General features: G+C 73.7%; 18 protein-coding genes, 1 pseudogene and 1 riboswitch. Of the genes and pseudogenes, 7 read left to right on the top strand and 12 right to left on the bottom strand.

What is annotated here, in order from left to right:
• Positions 1–13: 13 nt before the first annotated feature.
• From ACFY30_RS04015 to fahA, 3 genes and pseudogenes are all read right to left on the bottom strand, one after another.
• A pseudogene (locus tag ACFY30_RS04015) lies at positions 14–715 on the bottom strand (HEAT repeat domain-containing protein); the annotation flags it as partial.
• A gap of 21 nt (positions 716–736) precedes the next feature.
• Positions 737–1,675, bottom strand: coding sequence for a M56 family metallopeptidase (locus tag ACFY30_RS04010; RefSeq protein ID WP_390843691.1), 939 nt, complete (start codon positions 1,673–1,675; stop codon positions 737–739).
• Positions 1,676–1,874: 199 nt separating this feature from the next.
• Complete coding sequence (gene fahA, locus ACFY30_RS04005; protein ID WP_390843690.1) at positions 1,875–3,086, bottom strand: fumarylacetoacetase; 1,212 nt, start codon at positions 3,084–3,086, stop codon at positions 1,875–1,877.
• Between the two features lie 273 nt (positions 3,087–3,359).
• Between fahA and ACFY30_RS04000 the strand changes: the two genes are divergently transcribed.
• Both ACFY30_RS04000 and ACFY30_RS03995 read left to right on the top strand, forming a co-directional pair.
• Positions 3,360–4,598 (top strand): DegT/DnrJ/EryC1/StrS family aminotransferase, encoded by a 1,239-nt coding sequence (locus ACFY30_RS04000; protein WP_390843556.1) that lies wholly within the window; start codon positions 3,360–3,362, stop codon positions 4,596–4,598.
• 124 nt (positions 4,599–4,722) lie between these two features.
• Positions 4,723–6,864 (top strand): lipopolysaccharide biosynthesis protein, encoded by a 2,142-nt coding sequence (locus ACFY30_RS03995; protein WP_390843689.1) that lies wholly within the window; start codon positions 4,723–4,725, stop codon positions 6,862–6,864.
• A gap of 4 nt (positions 6,865–6,868) precedes the next feature.
• Here ACFY30_RS03995 and ACFY30_RS03990 read toward each other — a convergent pair whose 3' ends face one another.
• The 6 genes from ACFY30_RS03990 to ACFY30_RS03965 form a co-directional block, all read right to left on the bottom strand.
• A complete protein-coding gene (locus tag ACFY30_RS03990; protein ID WP_390843555.1) occupies positions 6,869–7,969 on the bottom strand; it encodes a glycoside hydrolase family 26 protein in 1,101 nt (366 codons plus the stop codon).
• A gap of 65 nt (positions 7,970–8,034) precedes the next feature.
• Positions 8,035–8,568 carry a hypothetical protein gene (locus ACFY30_RS03985; protein ID WP_390843554.1) on the bottom strand — a complete coding sequence of 178 codons (534 nt, stop codon included), beginning with the start codon at positions 8,566–8,568 and terminating at the stop codon, positions 8,035–8,037.
• 33 nt (positions 8,569–8,601) lie between these two features.
• The gene (locus ACFY30_RS03980) at positions 8,602–10,476 is read right to left on the bottom strand and encodes a hypothetical protein (RefSeq protein WP_390843553.1); all 1,875 of its coding nucleotides are present in this window, start codon (positions 10,474–10,476) and stop codon (positions 8,602–8,604) included.
• A 92-nt stretch (positions 10,477–10,568) separates the two neighbouring features.
• Entirely contained in the window at positions 10,569–11,324 is a 756-nt protein-coding gene (locus tag ACFY30_RS03975) for a polysaccharide deacetylase family protein (RefSeq protein ID WP_390843552.1), read from the bottom strand.
• Between the two features lie 308 nt (positions 11,325–11,632).
• Positions 11,633–12,907, bottom strand: a complete 1,275-nt coding sequence (locus tag ACFY30_RS03970) for a glycosyltransferase (protein WP_390843551.1) — start codon at positions 12,905–12,907, stop codon at positions 11,633–11,635.
• Between the two features lie 88 nt (positions 12,908–12,995).
• Positions 12,996–14,060 (bottom strand): GNAT family N-acetyltransferase, encoded by a 1,065-nt coding sequence (locus tag ACFY30_RS03965; protein ID WP_390843550.1) that lies wholly within the window; start codon positions 14,058–14,060, stop codon positions 12,996–12,998.
• Between the two features lie 347 nt (positions 14,061–14,407).
• Between ACFY30_RS03965 and ACFY30_RS03960 the strand changes: the two genes are divergently transcribed.
• A complete protein-coding gene (locus tag ACFY30_RS03960; protein ID WP_390843549.1) occupies positions 14,408–15,232 on the top strand; it encodes an HAD family hydrolase in 825 nt (274 codons plus the stop codon).
• Between the two features lie 9 nt (positions 15,233–15,241).
• Here the strand turns inward: ACFY30_RS03960 and ACFY30_RS03955 are convergent, their stop codons facing one another.
• Positions 15,242–15,703, bottom strand: coding sequence for a transglycosylase SLT domain-containing protein (locus ACFY30_RS03955; protein ID WP_390843548.1), 462 nt, complete (start codon positions 15,701–15,703; stop codon positions 15,242–15,244).
• A 3-nt stretch (positions 15,704–15,706) separates the two neighbouring features.
• Positions 15,707–15,932: riboswitch (cyclic di-AMP (ydaO/yuaA leader) on the bottom strand.
• A gap of 400 nt (positions 15,933–16,332) precedes the next feature.
• Here ACFY30_RS03955 and ACFY30_RS03950 point away from each other — a divergent pair.
• The 4 genes from ACFY30_RS03950 (at position 16,333) to ACFY30_RS03935 (ending at position 20,675) form a co-directional block, all read left to right on the top strand.
• On the top strand, positions 16,333–17,343 hold the full coding sequence (locus tag ACFY30_RS03950) for a polyprenyl synthetase family protein (protein WP_390658056.1): 1,011 nt from the start codon (positions 16,333–16,335) through the stop codon (positions 17,341–17,343).
• Positions 17,344–17,564: 221 nt separating this feature from the next.
• Positions 17,565–18,812 carry an outer membrane lipoprotein carrier protein LolA gene (locus ACFY30_RS03945; protein ID WP_390843547.1) on the top strand — a complete coding sequence of 416 codons (1,248 nt, stop codon included), beginning with the start codon at positions 17,565–17,567 and terminating at the stop codon, positions 18,810–18,812.
• A 50-nt stretch (positions 18,813–18,862) separates the two neighbouring features.
• Positions 18,863–19,801 carry an ABC transporter ATP-binding protein gene (locus ACFY30_RS03940; RefSeq protein ID WP_390843546.1) on the top strand — a complete coding sequence of 313 codons (939 nt, stop codon included), beginning with the start codon at positions 18,863–18,865 and terminating at the stop codon, positions 19,799–19,801.
• Positions 19,788–20,675 carry an ABC transporter permease gene (locus tag ACFY30_RS03935; RefSeq protein WP_390843545.1) on the top strand — a complete coding sequence of 296 codons (888 nt, stop codon included), beginning with the start codon at positions 19,788–19,790 and terminating at the stop codon, positions 20,673–20,675. Before ACFY30_RS03940 ends, ACFY30_RS03935 begins: the two co-directional genes overlap by 14 nt.
• A 7-nt stretch (positions 20,676–20,682) precedes the next feature.
• Here ACFY30_RS03935 and ACFY30_RS03930 read toward each other — a convergent pair whose 3' ends face one another.
• Positions 20,683–21,267 (bottom strand): flavodoxin family protein, encoded by a 585-nt coding sequence (locus ACFY30_RS03930; protein ID WP_390843544.1) that lies wholly within the window; start codon positions 21,265–21,267, stop codon positions 20,683–20,685.
• Between the two features lie 48 nt (positions 21,268–21,315).
• Entirely contained in the window at positions 21,316–22,497 is a 1,182-nt protein-coding gene (locus ACFY30_RS03925) for an amidase family protein (RefSeq protein WP_390843543.1), read from the bottom strand.
• Positions 22,498–22,518: the final 21 nt, after the last annotated feature.

Here is a 22,518-nt window from a genome sequence, read left to right as displayed (position 1 = left end):
GGCGGAGGCACCCTCACAGCGCCTGTGCCGCGTACGCCCTGACGTCCGCGTCCGCGTCCGAGTCCGCGGTGGCCGTGGCGAGGGCTGGACGCGCCGCTGCCGCCGCCCCGCGCGGGGCGTCGCCGGTGCGGCGGTGGCGGGTCAGGGCCAGGACGGCGGCCTTGCGGACATCGGCGTTCGGGCCGGCGAGGGCCTTGGCGAGGGCCTTGGCGAGGGCGGCCACCGCGACATCGGGCAGGGCCGCGGACAGCGCCGTCGCGGCGCCGGCCCGCACCTGCCAGGCCGGGTCGGACAGGGCGGCCGCGGCGCGGGCGGCGGGCGGGGCCGGGCTGCCGGTGCTGCCCAGCACGGCGTGGGCGGCACCCCGGACCAGGGCGTCGGCGTCCTCGGTGAGCCGGCCCCGCGTGGTGGTGACGGGGGCCTCCGGCGTCGCGTCGACCCCCGCCGGGCCCTTGGCCAGCGCTACACGGACCTCCCGGGAGGGATCGTCCGCGGCCCGGGACAGAGGGGCGGCCGCGTCCACCGACACCAGGGCGCGCACGGCCTCGATCCGGACGGCGACGTCCGGGTCGTCCAGGGCACCGCCGAACAGGTCCGGGCCGCCCAGACGCAGTGCCCGCAGCACGTCGAGGGCGGCGGCGCGGACGACGGGGTCGGGCTCGGCGAGCGCGGCGACGAGGCCGTCGCGCAGGGCGGGCTCCGGCGGCAGGATCTGCCACCGTCGCGCCGGCCGGCCCTACGAGAGCGCGGTCAGCCCCGGCGCGAAGGCGATCAGCAGTGGGAGCAGCGGCACCAGGCCCGCCACGGCCGTCGTCAGCGCCCGGTGCCTGCGGCCCAGCCGGGGCGGCGGCTCGAGCAGACGCTCGACGCGTTCGCCGAGGAGGCGGTGGCTGGAGGCGCAGGACAGGACACCCCGGTGCTGGTTCAGCTCGATCAGCGCCAGAGCGGTGGTCAGGTGGCCGCAGCGCCGGGAGGCGGTGTCGTCGGCGGCGAGTTCGACCAGCCGGTGGGTCTGGTCACAGAAGTGGGAGAAGAGCGGAATGCGGGGGAATCCGGTGGCAAGGGCGGTCGAGAGGTGGAGCAGCCAGTCGTGGTGGGCGCGGGCGTGGCCCCGCTCGTGGGTGAGGACGGCGTCCAGCTGGTGGGAGGTCAGGCGGTGCAGGGCGCCGGTGGTGACGACCAGCTGGGGCGGGTTGCCCGGCATCCACCAGGCGTCGGGATACTCGTCCTCCAGCACGAGCAGCGGGCCGCGGGCGGACGGCAGGCCCGCGGGCAGGTCGGGGGCGCGTTCCCGCAGGTGGGCGCGGGCCTGGCCGCGACGGCGGCGCGCGTCGAAGAGTTCGCGGGCCAGCATCGCGGTGGTCCAGGCGGCCCCGCAGGCCAGCAGCAGGGTCAGCACGGCCGCCCAGGGCGGGGCGGCGGACAGGTCGTACGCCTCGGTCACCGCCGGCGGCGCCGGGGCGAAGACGTGGGCGCGGACCGTGTGGAAGACGGCGGCGGCGCCGAGCACCAGCGCCGTCAGGCAGCACAGCAGGACCGTGGCGACCAGGCACTGCCACACCCACAGCGCCACCACCGGCTCCCGCTCGGGCCACTCGGCCCGGGTCAGCGCGCGCGGGGCCGGCACGGCGGCCGTGAGCGCGACGGCGCTCAGCAGGAGCAGGCAGACGGTCATGCCATCGGTCATGCCATGGGCTCCGGATCCTGGTCGGCGAGGACGGACAGAGGGCGTGAGGGGACGTGCGGGGCCGCACCCCGGGCACGGCGGTCCGGCCGGTGGTGCGACGGACGTGCGGCGGGCCCGGCACGAGGACCGTGCCCGCCGACAGTATGACGGCGGTCACCGCCGGAGTCAGCCTGCTGGAAGCAGGCGGTCAGCCCGCCACGATCCGCCCGCTCACCTCGCCCAGGCCCACGCGCAGGCCGTCCGGCCCCGGGGCCCACGCCGTCAGGGTCACCTCGTCGCCGTCCTCCAGGAAGGTGCGCTTGCCGTCGGGGAGTTCGAGGGCGTCGCGGCCGTTCCACGTCAGCTCCAGCAGGGAGCCGCGCTGGTTCTCCGCCGGGCCGCTGACCGTGCCCGAGCCGTACAGGTCGCCGGTGCGCAGGGAGGCGCCGTTGACGGTCATGTGGGCGAGCTGCTGGGCGGCGGTCCAGTACATCGTCGAGAAGGGGGGTTCGGACACGACGTGGCCGTTGATCGCGATCGAGATGCGCAGGTCGTAGCCGCCGGGTTCACGGTCCGCGTCGTCCAGGTAGGGCAGCAGGGGGTGCGTGCGCCGCGGCGGGGCCACGCGCGCCTCCTCCAGCGCCTCCAGCGGAGTGATCCAGGCCGACACCGAGGTGGCGAAGGACTTCCCGAGGAACGGCCCGAGGGGGACGTACTCCCAGGCCTGGAGGTCCCGCGCGGACCAGTCGTTGAGCAGGCAGAGGCCGAACACATGGTCCCGGAAGGCGTCCGCGTCCACCGGCTCCCCCATCGCCGACGGCACGCCGACCACGAAGCCGACCTCGGCCTCGATGTCGAGGCGGACGGACGGGCCGAACACCGGCGCGGGATCGGCGGGGCCCTTGCGCTGCCCCGACGGGCGTACGACGTCCGTGCCGGAGACGACCACCGTGCCCGACCGGCCGTGGTAACCGATCGGCAGGTGCTTCCAGTTCGGGGTGAGGGAGTCGGCCGCGTCGGGGCGGAAGATCTGTCCGACGTTGCGGGCGTGGTTCTCGGAGGCGTAGAAGTCGACGTAGTCCGCCACCTCGAAGGGGAGGTGCAGGGTCACCGAGGACAGGGGGTGGACGAGCGGTTCGAGGGCGGCGCGGTGCGCGGGACCGGTGACCGCCTCGGTCAGCGTGCGGCGGACCTCCGACCAGGTGGTGCGGCCCGCAGCCAGCAGGGGGTTGAGGGTCGGCCGGGCGAGCAGGGGGGCGTGCGGCGAGCCGAGCGCGCGGGCCGCCGCGCCCGCGTCCAGGACGTGGTCGCCGAGCCGTACGCCGACGGTCCGCTCCGCCGCACCGGGGAGGGAGAAGACGCCGTACGGAAGGTTGTGCGGACCGAAGGGATCATCCTCGGAAAGGTCGAAGGGGGGCATCGGGTACTGCCTCTCTTTCGTGCTCGCCATGTCGTGCTCGCGTGGGCTCCGCGGGTGCGGGGAGCCGCGCCACACGTTACGGCCGACCTCGTCCGGGAGGCACGGGGTGCGGCCGCCGGGGTGCCCGGAGGAAACTCTCCGCTTCCGCCCGCTCACCGGAAGTCGCCCAGGGACGGTCCGCAATCTTGACGGAGCGGTGCGAAAGGGGACACTCTGAGCGGGTGCTGGAAGGCCTCGGGGAGGGGGCGTTCCCGCGGCACACCTGGGGGGCGGATGGCCAAAGGGGAGGCCGGCCTCGGGTCGGCGCGGCGTGGTGCACGGCCGAAGCGGCTGGAAGAGACCATGCGCGGCAGACTCGGCCGGGAATGCGTGTACGTACCGTCGTGCAGATTCGGGCTGTTCGTGGCCTTGCGTCACTGGTGCCCGCCCGGCGGCAGAGTGCTGATGTCACCGGTCAACGACGATGTCATCCTCTTCGTGGTGCTCGCGGCCGGACTCAGGCCCGTGCAGGCGCCGCTGAACCCGCTGGACGCGTCGATCGACGTCGACGCCGTGCCCGACGAGGTGTGGGGCTCGCTGTCCGCCGTGCTCACGACGAATCTGTACGGCAACCCGGACGACGCGCCGAGCCTGCGGGACAAGTGCGACGCCCTGGGCATCCCGCTGTTCGAGGACGGCGCGCATGCGATCGGCAGCGAGGTGGGCGGGAGACCGGTCGGAGCCTGGGGGGACGCCTCCGTCTTCAGCCTTTCCAAGCACGTCGGCGCCAAGGCCGGGGGCTTCCTGTCCTTCGCCGACCCGGGACTGCGCGACGCGCTGGAGAAGACCTGCGAGGACCTGCTGCTGCCGAGCAGGCTCACGGCGGAACTCGCCTACACGGTCCGGCCGTACGCGGAGGCCGCCGTGCGCGGACTGCGGCTGCGGCGGGCGGCCTGGGCCACCATGCGGCTGCTCGGGCTGACGGAGCGCGAGGAGATCCGGATGCCGTTGCGCGCGCGGGAGCTGGCCCGGGCCGTGGAGGCGGCCCCGGACCTGAGCGCGCACGACTCCTGGGTGCGGGTCGACATGCACGACTACCGGCTGCGTTCCGGTCCGCCGCGGCTCGCGCGGATCGGGCGCCGGCTGGACCGCCTGGGCGGGGTGCTGGCCGCCTGCCGGTCCGGTACGGAGCTGCTGCTGTCCACGCCGTGGGCGAGACCGCACAGCAAGGCCGGCCCGGTCCCCGTCCAGCCCCTCTTCCGGGTCCCCCTGTTCGTGGCCGACCGGGACGCCGCGAGAGCGGCGCTCGCGCGGCGGGGCCTCGTCGTGGGCTACCTGTACGACCCGCCCCTGGACGACTACGCGGGGGAGCGGTTCACCGATCCGTCGCCCGACCCGGCCGGGGCCCGCTGGTTCGCGCGGCACGCGCTGCCCGTGGACCCGCTGCGGGCCCGGCAGGTCGTGGAGGTGCTGGACGACGCCAAGGTGCGGCCGGCGGAGGGACCGGGAGGGCTGGGACCCACCCGTGGCTGAGACACAGGCCGGGATCCAGGTGCCCGGACGCCCGGCGCCGGCCGCCGGGAGGGAGACGAACGGCCCGGCACCGGCCGACGCGAGCCACGGCAGCGACTCGCTGTTCAAGAACGCCTACTTCCTGATGCTCAGCACCGGCGTCTCCGCCGTGCTGGGCCTCGGGTTCTGGCTGGTGGCCGCCCGCTACTACGCGGAGGAGGCCGTCGGCCAGGGCTCGGCCGCGATCGCCGCGATGCGGCTGCTCGCCAGCATCACGGCGACCACGATGATCGGCGCCGTCGTCCGCTTCGTCCCGCGCGCGGGACGGGCGACCGGGTCGCTGGTGTGGCGGGCCTACGCGGCGAGTTCGGTGGTCGTGGCCGTCGCCGCCGCAGGCTTCCTGCTCACGCTCGACCTGTGGGGGGCGTCCTACGCGCCGCTGGGCACACCGGCCGCGGGGGCCGCGTTCGTCGTGGCGTGCGTGGCCTGGGCGCTGCTCACCCTCCAGGACGGGGTGCTCACCGGGCTGCGCAGATCCGGCTGGGTGCCGGTCGGCAACGCGGTGTTCTCCCTCGGCAAGCTGGTCCTGCTGGTCGTCTTCGCGACCGCGCTGCCGGTGCTGGGCATCTTCGTGTCCTGGGCCGTGGCGATCGCGTTCTCGACACTGCCGCTGGGCTGGCTGATCTTCCGCAGGCTCATCCCGCGTCAGGCCGCCGCCGACCGCGATCTGGAGCCGCCCCGGCTGCGGGAGATGGGCCGTTTCCTGGCCGGGGACTCGCTGGGCGCGCTGTTCAGCCTGGCGATGATCAACCTGCTGCCGGTGATGGTCGCGGTCCGCTTCAGCGCGGCGGAGAACGGCTACTTCTACGTGGCGTACACCGTCGGCGGCACGATGGAGTTCATGGCCATCAACATGGCCTCCTCGCTCACCGCCCACGCCTCGCACGACCCGCGCCAACTCGCCGAGGGCGTCCGCGGGGCGCTGCGCCGCATGACCCTGCTGCTGGTGCCGGTGGTGCTGGTGCTGGTGGTGTTCGCGCCGCAGATCCTCACGCCGTTCGACGAGGACTACGCCGAGCACGGCACCACCGTGCTGCGGCTGCTGGCCGCCGGGGCGCTGCCCCGGGTCGTGGTCGAGCTGTACATCGGGGTGCTGCGGGTGCAGGGCCGCACCGGAGTGCTCGCAGCGCTCCAGGGCGCCATGTGCACGCTGGTACTGGGCGGTGCGGCCGTGCTGTTCGCGCCGGCCGGGATCGCGGGCGCGGGCTGGGCGGTGCTGCTCGGCATGACGCTGATCGCCGCGGTGTCCGTCGTCGGCCTGCGCAGCGCGCTGCGCCGCACCGACCGCCTCCCCACCGACCGCCTCCCCGCCGGCCCGCCCTCCGCCGACCCGGCCCACGGCACCCGCTGGGCGAGGCTGAACGCCACCGCCGGGTACGGCACGACCTGGGCGCGCCGGGCGGCCTACGAGCGGGAGGGCATCGACGAGAACACGGTCGCCCTGTTCATCGGACGTCCCGGGTACGAACGCGAGGCGCTGCAGGCGGACACCCTGGCGCTGATCACCCGGCCGCACCCCTCCGGAGCGGGGCAGGGCACCGACAGGAGCCAGGCGCCGGCGGCGGCCCCGCGGGGCGGGCGGGAGCGGTCCGCGCCGGCCGGCCCCCGGGAGCGCTGGACCGAGGGCGCCCTGTGGGTGCTGCTCGGCCTCGCCACCGCGGTCTTCTGGGCGGCGTTGAACGGGCTGCCCTGGTCCGGCGGCCCCTACGACGACGTACGGACCGGGCGTCACATGCTGGCGGCGCTGCCCCCCGCGGCGCTGGTCGCGGGCGGCCTGCTGCTGGTGGGGTTCGTCGGCTCGGTGACGCTGCGCGCCGCGCGCGACGTGCGGTTGCCGGGGGCGGCACTGGGGTCCGTGCTGCTCGCCCTGCACGCCGTACCTCCGGCCTTCGGCTGGGAACCGCGGCCGGTCGGCGGGGAGATGGCCGCGCGGACGGCCGGTTTCCTCGCGGACGGCGTGGGGCTGGACGGGCCCGAGCCGCTGCTGCGGTGGGCGCCGGCGGTCGTGCACCTGCTGTGTCTCGTACCGTTGTGGCTGCTGCTCGCGCGGCTCGGCGGGCGGCTGACCTGGCCGGGGCGCTGGGGGGTGCTGTACCTCCTCGCGGTGGGCGGCTGGGTGTGGCGGCAGGAGCTCGCGCCGGTGGTGCTGCCCCTGCTGGGCGGCCTCGTCCTCGCCGTCCTGTTCCTGTCGCTCCACGGGCGAGCCGTGCGGGCCCGCCACCCCTGAACCGTCAGCGGGGCGGCACGGGCTGGTGGAAGTAACCGTTCCGGCCGGCCTCCCGGTAGCCCTCCAGGCCCGGACCGTCGTTGACGGTCAGATCGCAGGCGGCCTCCTCGGAGGTGGGCCGGTTCCAGTGGACCAGCGCCTTCACCTCGGGGAGCTTCTTCACGGCGGCGGGGATCCGGGTGTACCAGTCGCGCTGGCGCACCGGGTCGTCCGCGTCGGGCGCGGTGGCGTACTCCGCGAGCATCACCGGCTTGTCGTCGGTGACGTTCGCGCGCAGCCACTCGTAGCTGGGCCGCTGGCTGCGCAGGAAGTCCTTCCAGTCGCTGGTGCCGTGGCACTCGTAGTAGTTGTACTGGTCCATGGCGATCCAGTCGACGTAGTCGTCCCCGGGGTACAGCGCCTTCATGTCCTCGGCGCTGCCGAGGTAGCCGGAGACGGTCCACACCCACACGACGTTGTCGGCGCCCAGTTCCCGGAAGCGGTCGCGCAGATGGCGGTACGCCGCGACGAACTCCTCCGGGGTGCCGGCGCCTTCCTCGATTCGGGCGTCGGTCTCCTGGTCGAAGGAGAGGAAGACGCGTTTGCCGTAGGCCTTGATGCGCCGGATCTGCGGATCGAGGATCTTTTCGTCGAACTTCCCCGAGGCGATGTTCTTCCAGCCCAGCTGGGTCTCCGTCCAGTTCTCGTGGTGCGGCTCGGTCCAGACGGTGGACTCCCAGGCCAGCATGAGCAGCCTGTCCTTGCCGAGTTCCTGCTCGTCGGGGGTGAGGAGTTCCCCGTCGAGCCGGGTGCCCGACATGTCGTGGTAGTTGTAGACGAGGTCGAGCCTGCGGCCGATCCTCTTCTCGAAGCCGAGCACGGCGTCCTTGAGCGAGCCGTTCCCGGCGTACGGAACGGCGGCTCCCCACCAGGCGCCGCAAGGCGGGACCAGCGTGTCGGTGGGAGCGCAGGCGCCGGTGGGCAGCTCGCCCGAGGCGGCGTCGGCCGGCAGGGGGTCCCCGGGCTCCTGGTCCTCGGGGCGGCTCACCCAGAGGCCGAGCCCGGCGAGCAGCGCGGCCACCGCCACCAGGACGACGGCCGTGTAGCCGCGCCTCACGCCCCCCACGTCACCCTCCAAGCCCCTCTTCGCAGAGCTGCCCCTGCCGACTCCCGTACCGCGCCCTCGTCCTGTCATGGCGCGCCACCGCCGGGCGGCCTGCGCCTGGCGGGCTCGACCGCGCCGCGCCGCGCGGCCGGCAGCGGCAGCCCCGGCAGGGCCGCGGTGACCGTGGTGAACGCGGCGAGCGAGACGAGGAAGGCGATCATCGAGAAGCCCTCCACCAGGAACAGCGAGGTGGCGGTGAGCACACCGAGCGACAGGCTGATGGGCGCGGCGAGCGCGACCGCCTCCAGCCGCGCCCCGGCGGCCGGCGCTCCCGGCCGCGGACACAGCGCCGCGCAACCGGGGCCGAACAGGACGAAGAGCAGCACCGGGATCCAGCGCAGGGGAGAGGGGCCGGGGACGGTCGTGGCGGCCAGCGCGAGCCAGCCCGAGACCCCGACGAGGACTCTGAGCCGCGTCGAAGCGCCCCGGAGACCTCCTGTCTCCCGGGCGTGGCCGGTCTCCGTGCCACCGGTCCCCGCCTCACCCGTCTTGTCGCGGCCGGTGTCCTCGTCGCGGCCGGTGTCCTCGTCGCCGAGGTCCGCGGAGTCTGTGGTCGTCACGTCGATCACCTCGGGGTCCTGCGTCGTGGTCGGTCATCGGGCGGCCGGGCGGTACTCCAGGACGACGCCGTACGGACGGCTTTCGACGGTCCTGAAGAGCGGCGAGGCGGACAGCTTCGACCGCAGGGCCGCGAAGCCGCCGGCCGGCAGCAGGCCCTCTCCGGCGGCGTAGACGTCCTGGGTGCGGGTGAGGACGACGTACGCCCTGGTCCCCCGGGGGATGCCGGCGGCGAGATAGGAGACCGGGTCCTTCAGCATCTTCTCGTTCTCGGAGAGCGCCTGTTCGGCGAAGAACCAGTGTTCGAGCCGGTCGTAGCGGTGGAGCGCCTGCGGGAAGGAGCCGCTGGTGGCGAGGATCAGCGAGCCGTCGGGGGCGTGGTCCAGGGCTCTGGTGACCAGCGCGGTCTCCTCGGGCGGCGTGTAGAACATCTTCTCCTTGCCGTAGTACGACGGCAGGAAGCCGGCCAGCAGCACCAGCAGCACCGCCGGCAGGACGAACGCCGAGCCCTTGCGCCACAGCGCCCTCGCCCGGGTGCGACGGCTTCCCGCGACGGCGGGCACCAGCGCGGCGGCGGCGAAGAAGGCCGCACCGGGCAGGGCGAACAGATACACCCGGAAGAGCATCTCGCCGCCGTAGTCGTTGACGGCGAACAGCGGCACCGGGGCGACGGACACCAGCAGCAGCGGCAGCGCACCGCGGGTCAGCCGGCGCCGCAGCACCACGGCCGCCCCGGCGAGGACGGCGACCGCGAGCACCATCACCACGTTGGCGGTGCCCGCGAGTTCGGGTCCGGGGCCGGTGAGCCGGCCCGTGTAGCCCGCGCGGGAGTTCTGCGTCAGCTCGCCGATCGACGAGCGGACGGTGGAGAGCGTCTCGACGAACAGCGGCCGCCCCATGGTCAGGTCCCAGGTGAGCATCAGCAGCGCGGCGACGACCAGCAGCCCGTAGTTGCGGTAGCGGCGGGTGCAGTTGAGCGCGAGCAGACAGATGGTGAGCATCACCGGGGTGAGCTGGTGCGTGGCGTTGACCGCGGCGATCAGCGGGGCGAGGACCACCACGCAGACCGCGCGCTGTCTGCTGCCCGTCGGCGGCGGCACGGGGGCGGCGACCGGGTCGAGGAAGGTGCGGTCGCGCAGCCGTCCGGCGGAGCCGGGCCGCACGAAGTGCCGCAGCACCACCGCGAGGACCGTCAGATGCAGCAGGTAGGCGAGGGCCTGGGGGGCGAAGTAGTCCTGGCCCACCCAGTTGGCGAGCTGGAAGATCCAGACGGCGGTCCAGATCAGCCGCCAGTCCTCGCAGAACGTGCGGTAGATCAGCACGAGCACCGGGATCATCAGCAGACCGAGGACGACCGGCGCCCAGTTGGCGTACGCGGCGGCGCTCTCCACGCCGAAGGCGCGCACCAGACCCGCGTCGAGCGTGAAGAAGCCCGGCCACTGGTCGTACGCGGACATGTTGCCCGACAGCGCCGCGCCGGGCCGCAGCTCACCGTTGGCGAGCAGCGTGTCGACGACGGCGTCGTGCTTGGACGCCCACGGGTAGCGCACCGCGTCGTACAGGATCGCCGGGGGCGCCTTGAGCGCGAACAGCAGCGCGACACAGTGCGCGGCGGGCCACCACGGCGCGGTGCCCGCCCGTCGCAGACTGAGGACGAAGCCCGCGGTGAGGACCAGCAACGACAGGTAGTAGGTGGCCGGGAGGCGGTCCAGCAGGCCGTAGTCGCCCATCTCCCGGAAGCCGGTGCGGGGCAGTGCGTACAGCCACAGCGCGGCGGCCGGCAGCAGCGTCAGCAGGCCGGTGTCGGGCACGCGGCGCGGGATCCGCCAGGGGTGCCGGTCGCCGGCGGCGGGGCCGGGAGGGGGCGGCACGCTGCTCTCCGTGCTCGGTACGGACACATGGTGCTGCATGCCGAGGCTCCCTCCCCCAGGCCAACTATAGGAATTACCTCTGCTTTTCATGCCAAAACAGTCAGATCGATCTTCGACGGGCCGCCGGCGGCTCAGCCGGCGAAGACGGGGCCGCGTACGACGGCGCGGGCGAGGCGGTACCACCGCCAGCCGACCGTCTTCGGCCCGTCCCGGTACGGGGCGACCCGCGCCCCGCGTCCCGCCAGCCAGCCCTCGACGTCGGCGACGGTGTGGCTCCGCCGCACGATGAGCCGGGCGATGCGGTAGCGCTCGTCGCGGTCCGAACTGAGCGCGTGGCGCACGGCGGTGGCCGTCTCGTAGCCGGCGGCGGCCGCCATCCGCCGCACCCGGCCGCTGTTGTAGCCGTGCGGGTAGGCGAGATGCCGGACGCGGTGCCCGAGCGCGTCCTCCAGCACCGCGCGCGACGCCCGCAGTTCCCGCGCGAGCGCCCGCGGCGCGAGGGTGTCCAGCTGGGCGTGGGTGACGGTGTGGCTGCCGACCTCCATGCCGTACTGCTCCAGCCGTGCCGCCTGCGCCAGCGTCATCATCGGCGCGGGCGGCAGCAGACTGCGCCCGCCCGCCGTGAGGGCGCCGGTGGTGAGGTAGGCGGTGGCGGGCAGTCCCCGCCCGGCCAGCGCCTCGGCCGTCGGACCCGCCAGGTCGGCGAACCCGTCGTCGAACGTGAGCAGCACCGGCCGGGGCGGCAGCGGCGCCCGCCCGGCGAGGTGGTCGGCGAGCGCGCTGATCGTGACGGGCGTACGGCCGCTGCCGACGACGGCGTCCAGGTGCGCGCCGAACTGCTTCGGGCTGACGGTGAACTCGGCGATCCACTCCGGCGGCTCCTCCATCACGGCGTGATACAGGAACACGGGGATGCCGCCGAGCCCCCCTCCACCCCCAACCGGACCGCCCCCGCCGGGGCCGCCACCGGCTCCACCGCTCCGCCGGCCACCGCAGGGCTCGCCGCTCCCGCCGGCCCCGCCGCCCCGGCGGCCACCGGTCTCGCCGCCCGGGCCGCCGCCGCTCCGACGGCTGTCATCGATCCCGCCGCTCCGGCTGTCGCCATCGACCCCGCCGCCCCGGCTGCCCCCGCCGAGGCTCGCGCCGCCGGCCCCGCCGCCGCCTTGCTCCGTCTCGTCTCTCTGCGCCCCCGCCGTCATCGTGTGACCCCCCGCAGTGCGCGTCGGGCCCGTAGATAGCCGAGCGGGCCGTACAGCATGCCCCGGCGCTGGAGGCGGGACAGCCGGGCGGGCCAGGCGTGCGTGCGGTCGTCGTGTCCGCCGGGCGCGCCGTCCGTCGCCGGCCCGGCCTCCCGGCTCGCGGTCAGGGTCCGCGCGTACGCCAGCCCCCGGGGCAGCCGGGCCAGGAACGCCGGGAGCAGGCCGGGACGGTTGACCAGGAGGGCGGTGAGGCAGGCGGTGAGGCCGGCGCCGTACCCGTACGCCTGGGTCTCCAGGTCGCGCCAGGTCTCCCGGTGGTGGTGCCAGACCAGGGCGTACGGGGTGTAGTGCAGCCGGTGGCCCTGGGCGAGGACGCGGACGAACCCGTAGAGGTCGTCGCCGCCCCGGGCGGGCGTGCCGGCGCCGGTCGCCGGGTCGAAGCCGCCGACCGCGCGCAGGACGTCCGTACGGAAGGCCATGCTGGCGCCGGAGCCGAAGCGGCCCGCGGTGAACGGGAACAGCGGCTCGTCGGCGGGCGGGTCGGCGGGGTCGTACGTGCACGGCGCGAAGCCTTTCGCGAAGCCGCCGTGGCTCTCCAGGAGGACCTGGGCCGGCGTGCGCAGCCGGGCCGGAAGGATCAGCCCGGTGACGCAGCCGAGGCCCGGGTCGGCGGCGAAGGGCGCGGTGAGTTCGGTGAGCCAGCGCGGGTCGGCCACGACGTCGTCGTCGGTGAAGGCGATCACCCCGCCCCGCGCGGCCTCGACGCCCTTGTTGTGCGCGACGGCGAGACCGGGCACCGGCTCGGTCAGGTACCGCACGCGCTCGGCGTACTTGCGCGTCACCAGGTCCCGGGTCGCGTCCGTCACGGGCGCGTTGTCGACGACGACGATCCCGAAGTCCGGGTGGTCCTGGGCGAGGAGGGAGTCGAGGGCGCGGGCGAGCTGCTCGGGGCGTTCGCGGGTGGCGACGACGACGGTGGCCGGTACCACGGCCGATCCGCGGACCGCGGGAGCGGGCGCCGCCGCCAGGTGGGCGGCCGCCCCGGCGAGGACCGCCCGCGGGTCGGCGCCCTCCGGCACGTGGCCGAGCAGCGTCCCCACCGGCCGGCCGCCCCTGCGCACCAGCACGAACACCTCGCCGTGCGTGACGGGCGGGCTGCCCGGACCGGGTCTCACCCCACCGCCGTCCTCCAGCTCCAGCTCGGCGACCTGCACCGGTCTGATGCCGAGGAACCCCTGGATCTCCTGCTGTGCACGTGTCGCACGGAACATGAACCCCCCCCTTGTTCCCCCTGTGTCATGGCCGTCGGAGCCGTCGGAGCCGTCGGAGCCGTCGGAGCCGTCGCAGCCGTCGCAGCCGTCAGGGACGGCGCAGCCTGCCCGCGCTCCTCAGGGCCCGTGCGGCCAGCGCGGCGAGCCTCGGCCGGCCGCGCACGAAGTGGTGCGCGCGACGGGACGGCTCACGGCTGAGCCAGTGGAGCGCGGCGCCCACCCCCGGACGCGTCCACGCTCCCTCGTACACGGGAAGCTCCCCGGTCCTCAGCGAGTCCTTGTACTCGGCCGCGCCCCGCCCCAGGTCGAGCAGGCCTATCCCCTCGGCGGCGGCCGCCTCGGCCATCCGCAGATGCAGCACGAGACCCGGCGAGTACTTCGAGAAGGCCGTCTCGTACGACGGGAACCAGCAGGCCAGGACGGTCGCCGAGCGCAGCCCGAAGTGGGCGGCGACCGGCTTGCCGCCGGCGTAGAGGACGGACAGCGTGCCGGAGCACTCCGGCGCGCGCGTCTCGTGGAGCGTGTGCACGAGCCGGGTGATCCAGTCCTGTGCGAACCGGTCCCGGCGGCCGGTCCTGCGGTACTGCGCCGACTTCCAGGCCATGAGCGTGCGCAGCGCGGCCGGGTCGCGTTCGTCGAACACGAACCGCAGCTCGCCGACCTGGCGGCCGAGCCTGCGCTCCTTGGCGAGGGTCGTCTTCAGGAACTTCGGCGACTGGGCCCGCAGGACGGACTCGTACGTCTCGTAGCCCTTCTCCACGTCGATCACGTAGGACGTGTACTCCGCGGCCGCGTGCGGTACGAGCAGACCCTGTTCCGCCTCCAGGTTGTCGAAGGCGAAGCTGGACAGGGAAGCGGCCCGCATCAGTTCGTCGGCGTTCAGCCCGAGGCCCGGGGCCAGTACGGCACCCTGCGCGTCCGAGACGCCGTACGCGAGGGCCTGGCCCCGGCCGAGCCGGCCCCGTTCATGGGGCAGGAAGCCGACCGGCTCGCGCCCCTCGTACACCACCGCCACCCGTGCGTGTGGCCGCACGCGGCCCACGGCGTCGGTGAACTCCGGTTCCATGAACGGGTTGCGCGGCGCTGTCGACGCGGCGCGCAGTGCGCGCCACCGCTCCCGCTCCCCCTCGCCGAGATCAGCCGGCCTCAGCACACGGATACGCCCACTGCTCAACCTGACCCCCCGATCAAGTCCCCCCTGGACACATGGACGGTACCGTCCCAGACCGGGCGCGCGGTAGGGAGCGGAGCATGTTGTTGCCAACCGGTGCAGAGGCCTTCAACCGGTCGCTACCCGGCGATACGGCGGAAACCCGTTTCTCGCCGTTTCCGGCCGCTCCCGGCCCTTTCCCGTCGTTTCCCGCCGTGCCGATCCCCACCATCCCGGTCATCAACAGCGATCGGTCAACAAAAGAAGGGGAGTTGACACAAGAGGGCCGGACTCCGTCCTGGTCCGGTTCGCGTCGAGTCCGGCGGGTGCGGGATCCGTATTCTCTGATCATGGCCGCACCCACCGCATATGCCGAGCGCATCGCGTATTCCCTCATCGCCACGGACCTGGACGGAACGCTGCTGCGCGGCGACGACACGTTCTCCGACCGGTCGCTCGACGCGCTCGCGCGGGTCGCGGCCGCCGGCGCGCGCCACCTGGTGGTGACCGGCCGCCCCGCGCCCCGTGTGCGCCCGCTGCTCGACCGCCTGCACGGCACAGGGCTCGCGGTGTGCGGACAGGGCGCGCAGCTGTACGACGCCGCCGCGGACCGCCTGCTGTGGTCGGTCACCCTGGACCGGGAACTCGCGGAGACCGCCCTGGAGAAGATCGAGGCCGAGGTCGGGCCGGTGTACGCGGCCGTGGACCAGGACGGCGTCGACGGGCTGACGCTCATCGAGCCGGGCTACCGGATGCCGCACCCGACCCTGCCCGCCCTGCGTGTCGAGCGGCGCCGCGACCTGTGGTGCGAGCCGATCAGCAAGGTGCTGCTGCGCCACCCCACCCTGTCCGACGACGAGTTGGCGGCGACGGCCCGGGCGGTGGCCGGCTCGCTCGCCACCGTCACCATGTCGGGGCCCGGCACGGTGGAGCTGCAGCCGTGCGGGGTCACCAAGGCGACCGGACTGGCCCTGGCCGCGGACCACCTGGGCCTGCGGCCCGAGGACACCCTGGCCTTCGGGGACATGCCCAACGACATCCCGATGTTCGACTGGGCCGCCCGCGGTGTCGCGATGGCCAACGCCCACCCGGAGCTCAAGGCGGTCGCCGACGAGGTGACGACGTCGAACGAGGACGACGGCGTCGCCGTCGTCCTCGAACGTCTCTGTCCCTAGCGGCTCGGCTCAGTACGCGCCGAACACGTTGTCGATCGAGCCGTACCGCGCAGCCGCGTAGTTGCAGGAGGCGGTGATGTTCGCGACCGGGTCGTACGGGTCCCAGGAGGTGCCGGACACGTGGTACGCGTTGAAGGTCGGGTCGATGATCTGCAGCAGGCCCTTGGACGGGGTGCCGGCGGCAGCGTTGGAGTCCCAGAGGTTGATGGCGGACGGGTTGCCCGAGGACTCGCGCAGCACGTTGCGGTAGATGCCGTTGTAGGTGCCCGGGATCCCGTGCTGCGCCATGACCTGGAGCGACGCGCGGATCCAGCCGTCGAGGTTGTTGGCGTAGCCGAGGCTGGTGGCGGTGGCCACGGTCGGGGTCGCCGCGGAGGCGGTGGTCGCGCCGAAGAGCGGGAGGGCGAGCACGGTGACGCCGGTGGCGGCGACGGCGAGCGCGCGGGCGAGGCGGCGGGGCTGAGCGGGCATGGCGAAGTTCCTCTCCGTCGCCTGCGAGGTGAGCTGTCGGGTTCGGGCGGGAGCTGCCCGGCCGGTCCTCGCGGACACGACTTCACCCCAAGCCGTCCCGGTATGTCCTGAACATGCCCACAGACATGTCCGGGTCCGCCCGGTGCGGCGACTTACCTGGTTCCCCCGCTCCTGCCCTGGTGTTCTCGGTGGGTGCCGGGGCGGTGGCAGGATTCGGCGTCCGCCCGACAGGCCGGGAACGTATGCGAGAGCACATGTCCGGAACAAGTGGCGGATTCACAGTTCGGCCCTATTGACCTTGGTCTGCGCTCTATGGGGTGCTTGATCCTTTGTGGCTGCAAACGTCAACTCGCTTGAGCGGGAAGAGGAATCGGAATGGGGCGGAGGGGAACCTGTTTCCCGGGGGAGTGAGCCAACTCACCGGCATCCACAAGAGGGGCTAATCGGGCAATAGCCTCAACGGGTTATTAAGGGGCCGATGCCGAGGGGGGACCCTTATACGGCCGGGCTGTAACCGTGGGGGCTCGCGGTGATCGAAACATGACCGGATACGCTGACTTGAGTGAGCGCAGAGACCTATCGACAAACCGCGTAGTCGCCAGTAGACACCAGCAGACAGGAGACCCCTCGTGACCGTCGTCGAGCCGTTTGGGCTGAGCGTGCGGGACCAGGCTCTGGAAGCCGATGTCCAGGCCGGACTGGCGGCTGTCGAGGAAGGCTTGCTCGAGGCCACCAAGAGTGAGGTGCCGTTCATCACCGAGGCGGCCCAGCACCTGCTGCGGGCCGGCGGGAAGCGGTTCCGCCCGCTGCTCGTGATGCTCGCGGCACGCTTCGGCGACCCCTACGCGCCGGGAATCGTCCCCTCGGCCGTCGTGGTGGAGCTCACCCATCTGGCCACCCTCTACCACGACGACGTCATGGACGAGGCCGCGGTGCGGCGCGGGGTGCCCAGCGCGAACGCCCGCTGGGGCAACTCGCTCGCCGTCCTCACCGGCGACTTCCTCTTCGCGCGCGCCTCGCACATCCTGGCCGACCTCGGCCCGGAGGCGGTGCGGGTGCAGGCGGAGGCGTTCGAGCGGCTGGTCACCGGCCAGATCCTGGAGACGGCCGGCCCGGTCGACGGCCGTGACCCGGTCGAGCACTACCTCGACGTCCTCGGCGGCAAGACCGGCTCCCTGGTGGCGGTCTCCTGCCGGTTCGGCGCGATGATGTCGGGCGCCGACGAGACCGTCGTGGACGTGCTGACCCAGTACGGGGAGCGGCTCGGCGTCGCCTTCCAGCTCGCCGACGACGTCCTCGACATCGCCTCCGACTCCCACGAGTCGGGCAAGACGCCGGGCACGGACCTGCGTGAGGGCGTCCCCACGCTTCCGGTGCTGCGGCTGCGCGAGCGCGCGGCCCAGCAGGCCCTGCCCGAGGACGTCGCGCTGTGCGAGCTCCTCGACTCCGACCTGAGCGACGACGCGAAGCTCGCCGAGGCGGTCGCCGCGCTGCGCGCCCACCCGGCGCTGGAACAGGCCCGCCGCGACACGGTGCGCTACGCCGAGGAGGCCCGGGCCGCGCTGGCGCCGCTCGTGGAGTGCGACGCGAAGGCCGCGCTCATGGGCCTGTGCGACGCGGTGGTCCACCGGGCCGGCTGACCCCGACCCCTACGGGTCGGAGGACTCCGTCGTCGCTCCGTGTCATACCGCAGGTGTACGCGGAGTTGAGTCCGTGGGGTGACGCCTCATCACGCCGTATTTGGTCAGATGGACATCACGGAAAACACCACTCCTCACCGATTCGGGTGAGAATGGCGGCACGGGGTGGGACGTTCAACGTGAGATGACCAGCCGCCGCCGACGACGGAGGTAAGGCACACATGGCACCGAACGCAACCGACGACAGCATGACCGCCGGGGAGACGGACGACTTGCGCGTCGGGCGGCGCAAGGCCGTGCGGTACGTCGTCCCGGTCACCGTGATCGGCGTCGCCGCGGCGACGATCGGCCTGGTCCCGGCGCTCGCCGACTCCGGTGACCCGGACCTGCCGAAGATCACCGCACAGCAGCTCCTCGACAAGATCGCGGCCTCGGACGTGCAGCGGCTGTCCGGCACCGTGAAGATCAGCACCGACCTGGGCCTGCCCGACCTCGGCGGGCTGGAGAGCGGACTGCTCTCCGGGGCCGCGGGCGGCGGTGACGGGTCGTCCGCCGACCCCTCGGCCAAGCTCACCGAACTCGCCTCCGGCACCCACACCCTGCGCGTCGCCGCCGACGGCCCCGACCGGCAGAAGCTCTCCCTGCTGGAGAACGCCGCCGAGTACAGCCTCGTCCACAACGGCAAGGACGTGTGGGGCTACGACAGCTCCTCCAACGAGGTCTACCACTCCACCACCGACGAGAGCGCGGAGGACGGGGCGCAGACCCCCGTACCCGCCACGCCCGAGGACCTCACCGAGGACGCCCTCAAGGCGGTCGACGACACCACGTCCGTCACCGTCGACGGCACCGTGCACGTCGCGGGCCGCGACGCCTACAAACTGCTGATCAAGCCGAAGCAGTCCGGTTCCACGGTCGGCGCGATCAGCGTGGCGGTGGACGCGAAGACCGGCATGCCGCTGAAGTTCACGCTGACCCCGGCGAGCGGCGGCGCCGCCGTCGTGGACGCGGGCTTCACCCAGGTCACCTTCGCCGCGCCGGCCGCCTCCACCTTCGACTTCACCCCGCCCAAGGGCGCGAAGGTCACCGAGGGTGGCGACGCCGAGGCGGCACCGGGGCACTCCGGCGCCTCCGACGAGGACCTCGAAGGCCTCGGCGGCCTCACCGGCGCCGAGGAGGCCGAGGGCTTCGACGTCCTCGGCAAGGGCTGGACCTCCGTCGCCGTCCTCAAGACCGGCGGCGAGGGCGTCCCCTCGGACGCCGAGCTCAACTCCGAACTCGGCTCCGACGCCGGCGGTGCCCTCAGCGGCTTCCTCGGCTCGTTCGGCGACAAGGTGAGCGGCAAGTTCGGCTCCGGCACCGTGTTCTCCACCCGCCTGATCAACGCCCTGGTCACGGACGACGGCAAGGTCTACGTCGGCGCGGTGACCAAGGACGCCCTGGTGAAGGCGGCCGACTCGGCGAAGTAAGTACCCTACGGAGCCTGTCCGTTCCCAGCACGCGTGCGAAGGGGGAGCCCATGGATGACGAACCCGTCATCCACACCCATGCCCTCACCAAGCGCTACCGTGGCGGCCAGCTCGCCGTGGACCACCTGGATCTCACCGTCCCGGCGGGCAGCGTCTTCGGCTTCCTCGGTCCGAACGGCTCCGGCAAGACCACCACGATCCGCATGCTGATGGGCCTCATCGAGCCCACGTCCGGCGCCGCGCGCGTCCTGGGGCAGCCCGTGCCCCGGGCCGCGCGCACCGTGCTCCCGCAGGTCGGCGCGCTGATCGAGGGACCCGCCCTGTACGGCTTCCTCTCCGGCCGCGACAACCTCCTCCGCTACGACGCCGCCGACCCGACCGCCGACCCGCGCACCCGGCGCATCCGCGTCGCCGCGGCGCTGGAGCGGGTCGGGCTGACGGCCGCGGCCGGCAAGAAGGCGAGGGCGTACTCGCTCGGCATGAAGCAGCGGCTGGGGCTGGCCGCCGCTCTCCTCCAGCCCCGCCGGCTCCTCGTCCTCGACGAGCCGACCAACGGTCTCGACCCGCAGGGCATGCGGGAGATCCGGTCCCTGGTGCGGGAGCTGGCCTCGGACGGCACCACCGTGTTCCTGTCCTCCCATCTCCTCGACGAGATCGAGCAGGTGTGCACGCACGCCGCGGTGATGGCGCAGGGCCGCCTGATCACCCAGGGCGCGGTGGCCGAGCTGGCGGCGGGCGCGCGCGGCCGGCTCGTGGTGACCACGCCCGACACGGCCGAGGCGGCGCGGGTGCTGAAGGAGCAGGGCGCGGCGGACGTCGCCGTCGCCGAGGACCGGGTCACCGCCGAGCCCCCCGAACGCGATCCCGCGGAGGTGAACGCCGCGTTGGTGACGGCCGGTGTCCGCGTCCGCGGCTTCGCCGTCGAGCGGGCCTCCCTGGAGGACGCGTTCGTGGCACTCACCGGGGAGGGGTTCGATGTCGCAGGCTGACGCGGTACGGGAGGCGCGGGCGCCCAGCCCTCTGTGGTCCCTCGGTCTCCTCCGCAGCGAACTCCTCATCACCTTCCGCCGCTGGCGCACGCTCGCGCTGCTGGGTGTCCTGGCGGCCGTGCCGGTCCTGGTCGGTATCGCCGTGAAGATCGAGACGGGTGACGGCTCACCCGCCGGACCGGGCGGCGGAGGGGGCGAGGGCGGCCCGGCCTTCATCGCGCAGGTCACCAACAACGGTCTGTTCCTGGTCTTCACCGCGCTGGCCGCCACGCTGCCGTTCTTCCTGCCGATGGCGATCGGTGTCGTCGCGGGCGACGCGATCGCCGGCGAGGCCAACGCCGGCACCCTGCGCTACCTGCTGGTCGCCCCCGCCGGCCGCACCCGCCTTCTCCTCGTCAAATACGCGACCGTGCTGGCCTTCTGCCTGGTGGCCACCCTCGTCGTGGCGGTGTCGGCGCTGACCGTGGGGGCGTTGCTCTTCCCCCTGGGCGACCTCACCACCATCTCCGGCACGACCATCGGCTTCGCCGACGGTCTGGGCCGGGCCCTGCTGATCGCCCTGGTCGTCGCCGCGTCCCTGACCGGCGTGGCGGCGCTGGGGCTGTTCGTCTCCACGCTCACCGCCAGCGGCATCGCGGCGATGGCGACCACGGTGGGCCTGCTGATCACGGTGCAGATCCTCGACCAGATCCCCCAGCTCCACGCGATCCAGCCGTACCTCTTCTCCCACTACTGGCTGTCCTTCGCCGACCTGGTGCGCGACCCCGTCTACTGGGACGACCTGGTGAAGAACCTCGGTCTCCAGGCCCTGTACGCGGCGGTGTTCGGCTCGGCGGCCTGGGCGCGGTTCACGGCGAAGGACATCACGGCGTGAGCCGCGCTCAGGCGGCCTGGTGGGGGAAGCGGGCGAGCGGGGTCTCCCGCGCGAAGAACGACTTCGCGCGTGCCAGCGCCTCGGTGTCGCCGAGCACGTCACCGGGCTTGCTGCCGTTGCCGAGCAGGACTCCGCCGAAGCGCATCCCCAGGTAGGCGGCCGAGTTGTTGAGCGTGCCGACCAGCGGGTCGGCGACCGAGGCCTCCGGGTCGGCGAGCACGGTCACGCCCCAGAGCGTGCGCCCGGCCATCGTCGCCTTGAAGTCGAGGCCGGGGATGCGCAGCCAGCCCGACCAGTGGTCCAGGTAGCGCTTGGCGTGGGTGGAGACCGAGTACCAGTACAGCGGTGAGGCGATGACGACGTCCGTCGCGGCGAGGGTCGCGTCGAGCAGCAGCCCGAGGTTCCCCTCCGTGGGGCGGACGTGGTCGCTGTCGTGCCGCAGGTCCTCGAACTCGGGCAGCGGATGCTCGGCCAGGCTGATCCACGTCTGCTCGACGCCGGGGTCCAGCTGTTCGGCGGCCCGGCGGGCGAGCGCCTCCGTGTTGCCGTCCGTACGGCTGCTGGCCAGCACGAAGAGAAAACGGCGGTCCATGGAAAGATCCCCCAGGTAGTCGGCGTACGGTGATAATGCGCATCTGCATTATATGCGCACGCAATCAATTCTGGGAAGGGCGCTCCCGGCCGCCCGCGACACGGCCAGCAGCAGTTCCTCCCGCCCGTGCGCCGCGACGACCTGCACCCCCACCGGACAACCGTCGGCGCCGACGCCCGCCGGAAGGCTGGCCGCCGGATGCCCGCTCAGGTTGAACGCCCAGGTCAACGCGGTCGAGTACCGCTCGCCGGGGCCTTCGTGACCGTGCGCCGCGGTCGGCGTGGCCGGCGTCAGCAGGAGGTCGGCCCGGGCGAAGAAACCCGCCAGCCGGGCGTCGTTCACCTCCCGGATCCGCCCGGCCGCCCCGCCGGGATCGTCTGCCGGCCGCCCCCGCAGCGCGAGCCACGCGGCTGCCGGATCCTCCAGCCGCGGCGGCGCCTCGCCCGGCAGCAGCCGTACGACACCGGCCTCGGCGAGCCTTTCGGCGGCGGCCCGGGCGAGGGCCACAGGCTCGGGATCGGGGACGGAGGAGGCGAATCCGAGATCGGGGGAGAAGACGGCGGTGACCGGGAGTGCCGCCGGCCCGGCCGAATCCCGGTGGGTCGTCGGCCCGGCCCAATCCCGGTGGGCCGTCGGCGCCATCACCCGCCAGTACGCCTCCGCGTCCGCCGCGGACCGCACGAGCACCCCGGGGGCGGCGAGCCCCGTACGGTCCGCGGACGGCAGCCGCCCGTTCGTCGTCTTCAGGCCGATCACCCCGCACCAGGCCGCCGGGATCCGTACCGAGCCCGCGCCGTCGCTGCCGGTGGCCAGCGGCACCAGCCCGGCCGCCACCGCCACCGCCGACCCGGCCGAGGAGCCGCCCGGGGTGCGGTCGGGCCGCCAGGGATTGACGGTACGGCCGTGCGCGCCGAGGCCCCAGGTCTGCCAGGACGTACCGGGCCCGGGCACCGCCGTCGCCCCGACGGGCACGCACCCCGCGGCGAGCAGCGGACCCGCAGCGCGCAGCCCGTACCGCCCCTTGACCCCGATCGGCACCCCGGCCAGCGGCAGCCGCTCACCCGCAGCGGTCCGCGCGTCCACCGCCCGCGCCCGCTCGACCGCCTCCGCCGCCCACACCTCGGCGAAGGCGCTCAGGGAGGGATCGAACCGCGCGATCCGCTCCAGCGCCTCCTCCACGACGTCCACGGCCCGCAGCCGCCCGCTCCGTACGGCCGAGGCGGTCTCCACCGCGGAGGGCACCCCGCGCGA

It is taken from the genome of Streptomyces sp. NPDC000345 (assembly GCF_042898825.1).
Classification (GTDB): Bacteria; Actinomycetota; Actinomycetes; order Streptomycetales; family Streptomycetaceae; genus Streptomyces.
Note: the sequence above shows the minus strand (reverse complement) of the source record. Positions and strands in the feature narration are given on the sequence as shown.

Coding starts and splice junctions, on each gene's coding strand:
- ACFY30_RS04010 (WP_390843691.1), bottom strand. CDS start 1,675: ATGACCGTCTGCCTGCTCCTGCTGAGCGCCGTCGCGCTCACGGCCGCC.
- fahA (WP_390843690.1), bottom strand. CDS start 3,086: ATGCCCCCCTTCGACCTTTCCGAGGATGATCCCTTCGGTCCGCACAAC.
- ACFY30_RS04000 (WP_390843556.1), top strand. CDS start 3,360: ATGGCCAAAGGGGAGGCCGGCCTCGGGTCGGCGCGGCGTGGTGCACGG.
- ACFY30_RS03995 (WP_390843689.1), top strand. CDS start 4,723: ATGCTCAGCACCGGCGTCTCCGCCGTGCTGGGCCTCGGGTTCTGGCTG.
- ACFY30_RS03980 (WP_390843553.1), bottom strand. CDS start 10,476: ATGCAGCACCATGTGTCCGTACCGAGCACGGAGAGCAGCGTGCCGCCC.
- ACFY30_RS03975 (WP_390843552.1), bottom strand. CDS start 11,324: ATGGAGGAGCCGCCGGAGTGGATCGCCGAGTTCACCGTCAGCCCGAAG.
- ACFY30_RS03970 (WP_390843551.1), bottom strand. CDS start 12,907: ATGTTCCGTGCGACACGTGCACAGCAGGAGATCCAGGGGTTCCTCGGC.
- ACFY30_RS03960 (WP_390843549.1), top strand. CDS start 14,408: ATGGCCGCACCCACCGCATATGCCGAGCGCATCGCGTATTCCCTCATC.
- ACFY30_RS03955 (WP_390843548.1), bottom strand. CDS start 15,703: ATGCCCGCTCAGCCCCGCCGCCTCGCCCGCGCGCTCGCCGTCGCCGCC.
- ACFY30_RS03945 (WP_390843547.1), top strand. CDS start 17,565: ATGGCACCGAACGCAACCGACGACAGCATGACCGCCGGGGAGACGGAC.
- ACFY30_RS03940 (WP_390843546.1), top strand. CDS start 18,863: ATGGATGACGAACCCGTCATCCACACCCATGCCCTCACCAAGCGCTAC.
- ACFY30_RS03935 (WP_390843545.1), top strand. CDS start 19,788: ATGTCGCAGGCTGACGCGGTACGGGAGGCGCGGGCGCCCAGCCCTCTG.
- ACFY30_RS03930 (WP_390843544.1), bottom strand. CDS start 21,267: ATGGACCGCCGTTTTCTCTTCGTGCTGGCCAGCAGCCGTACGGACGGC.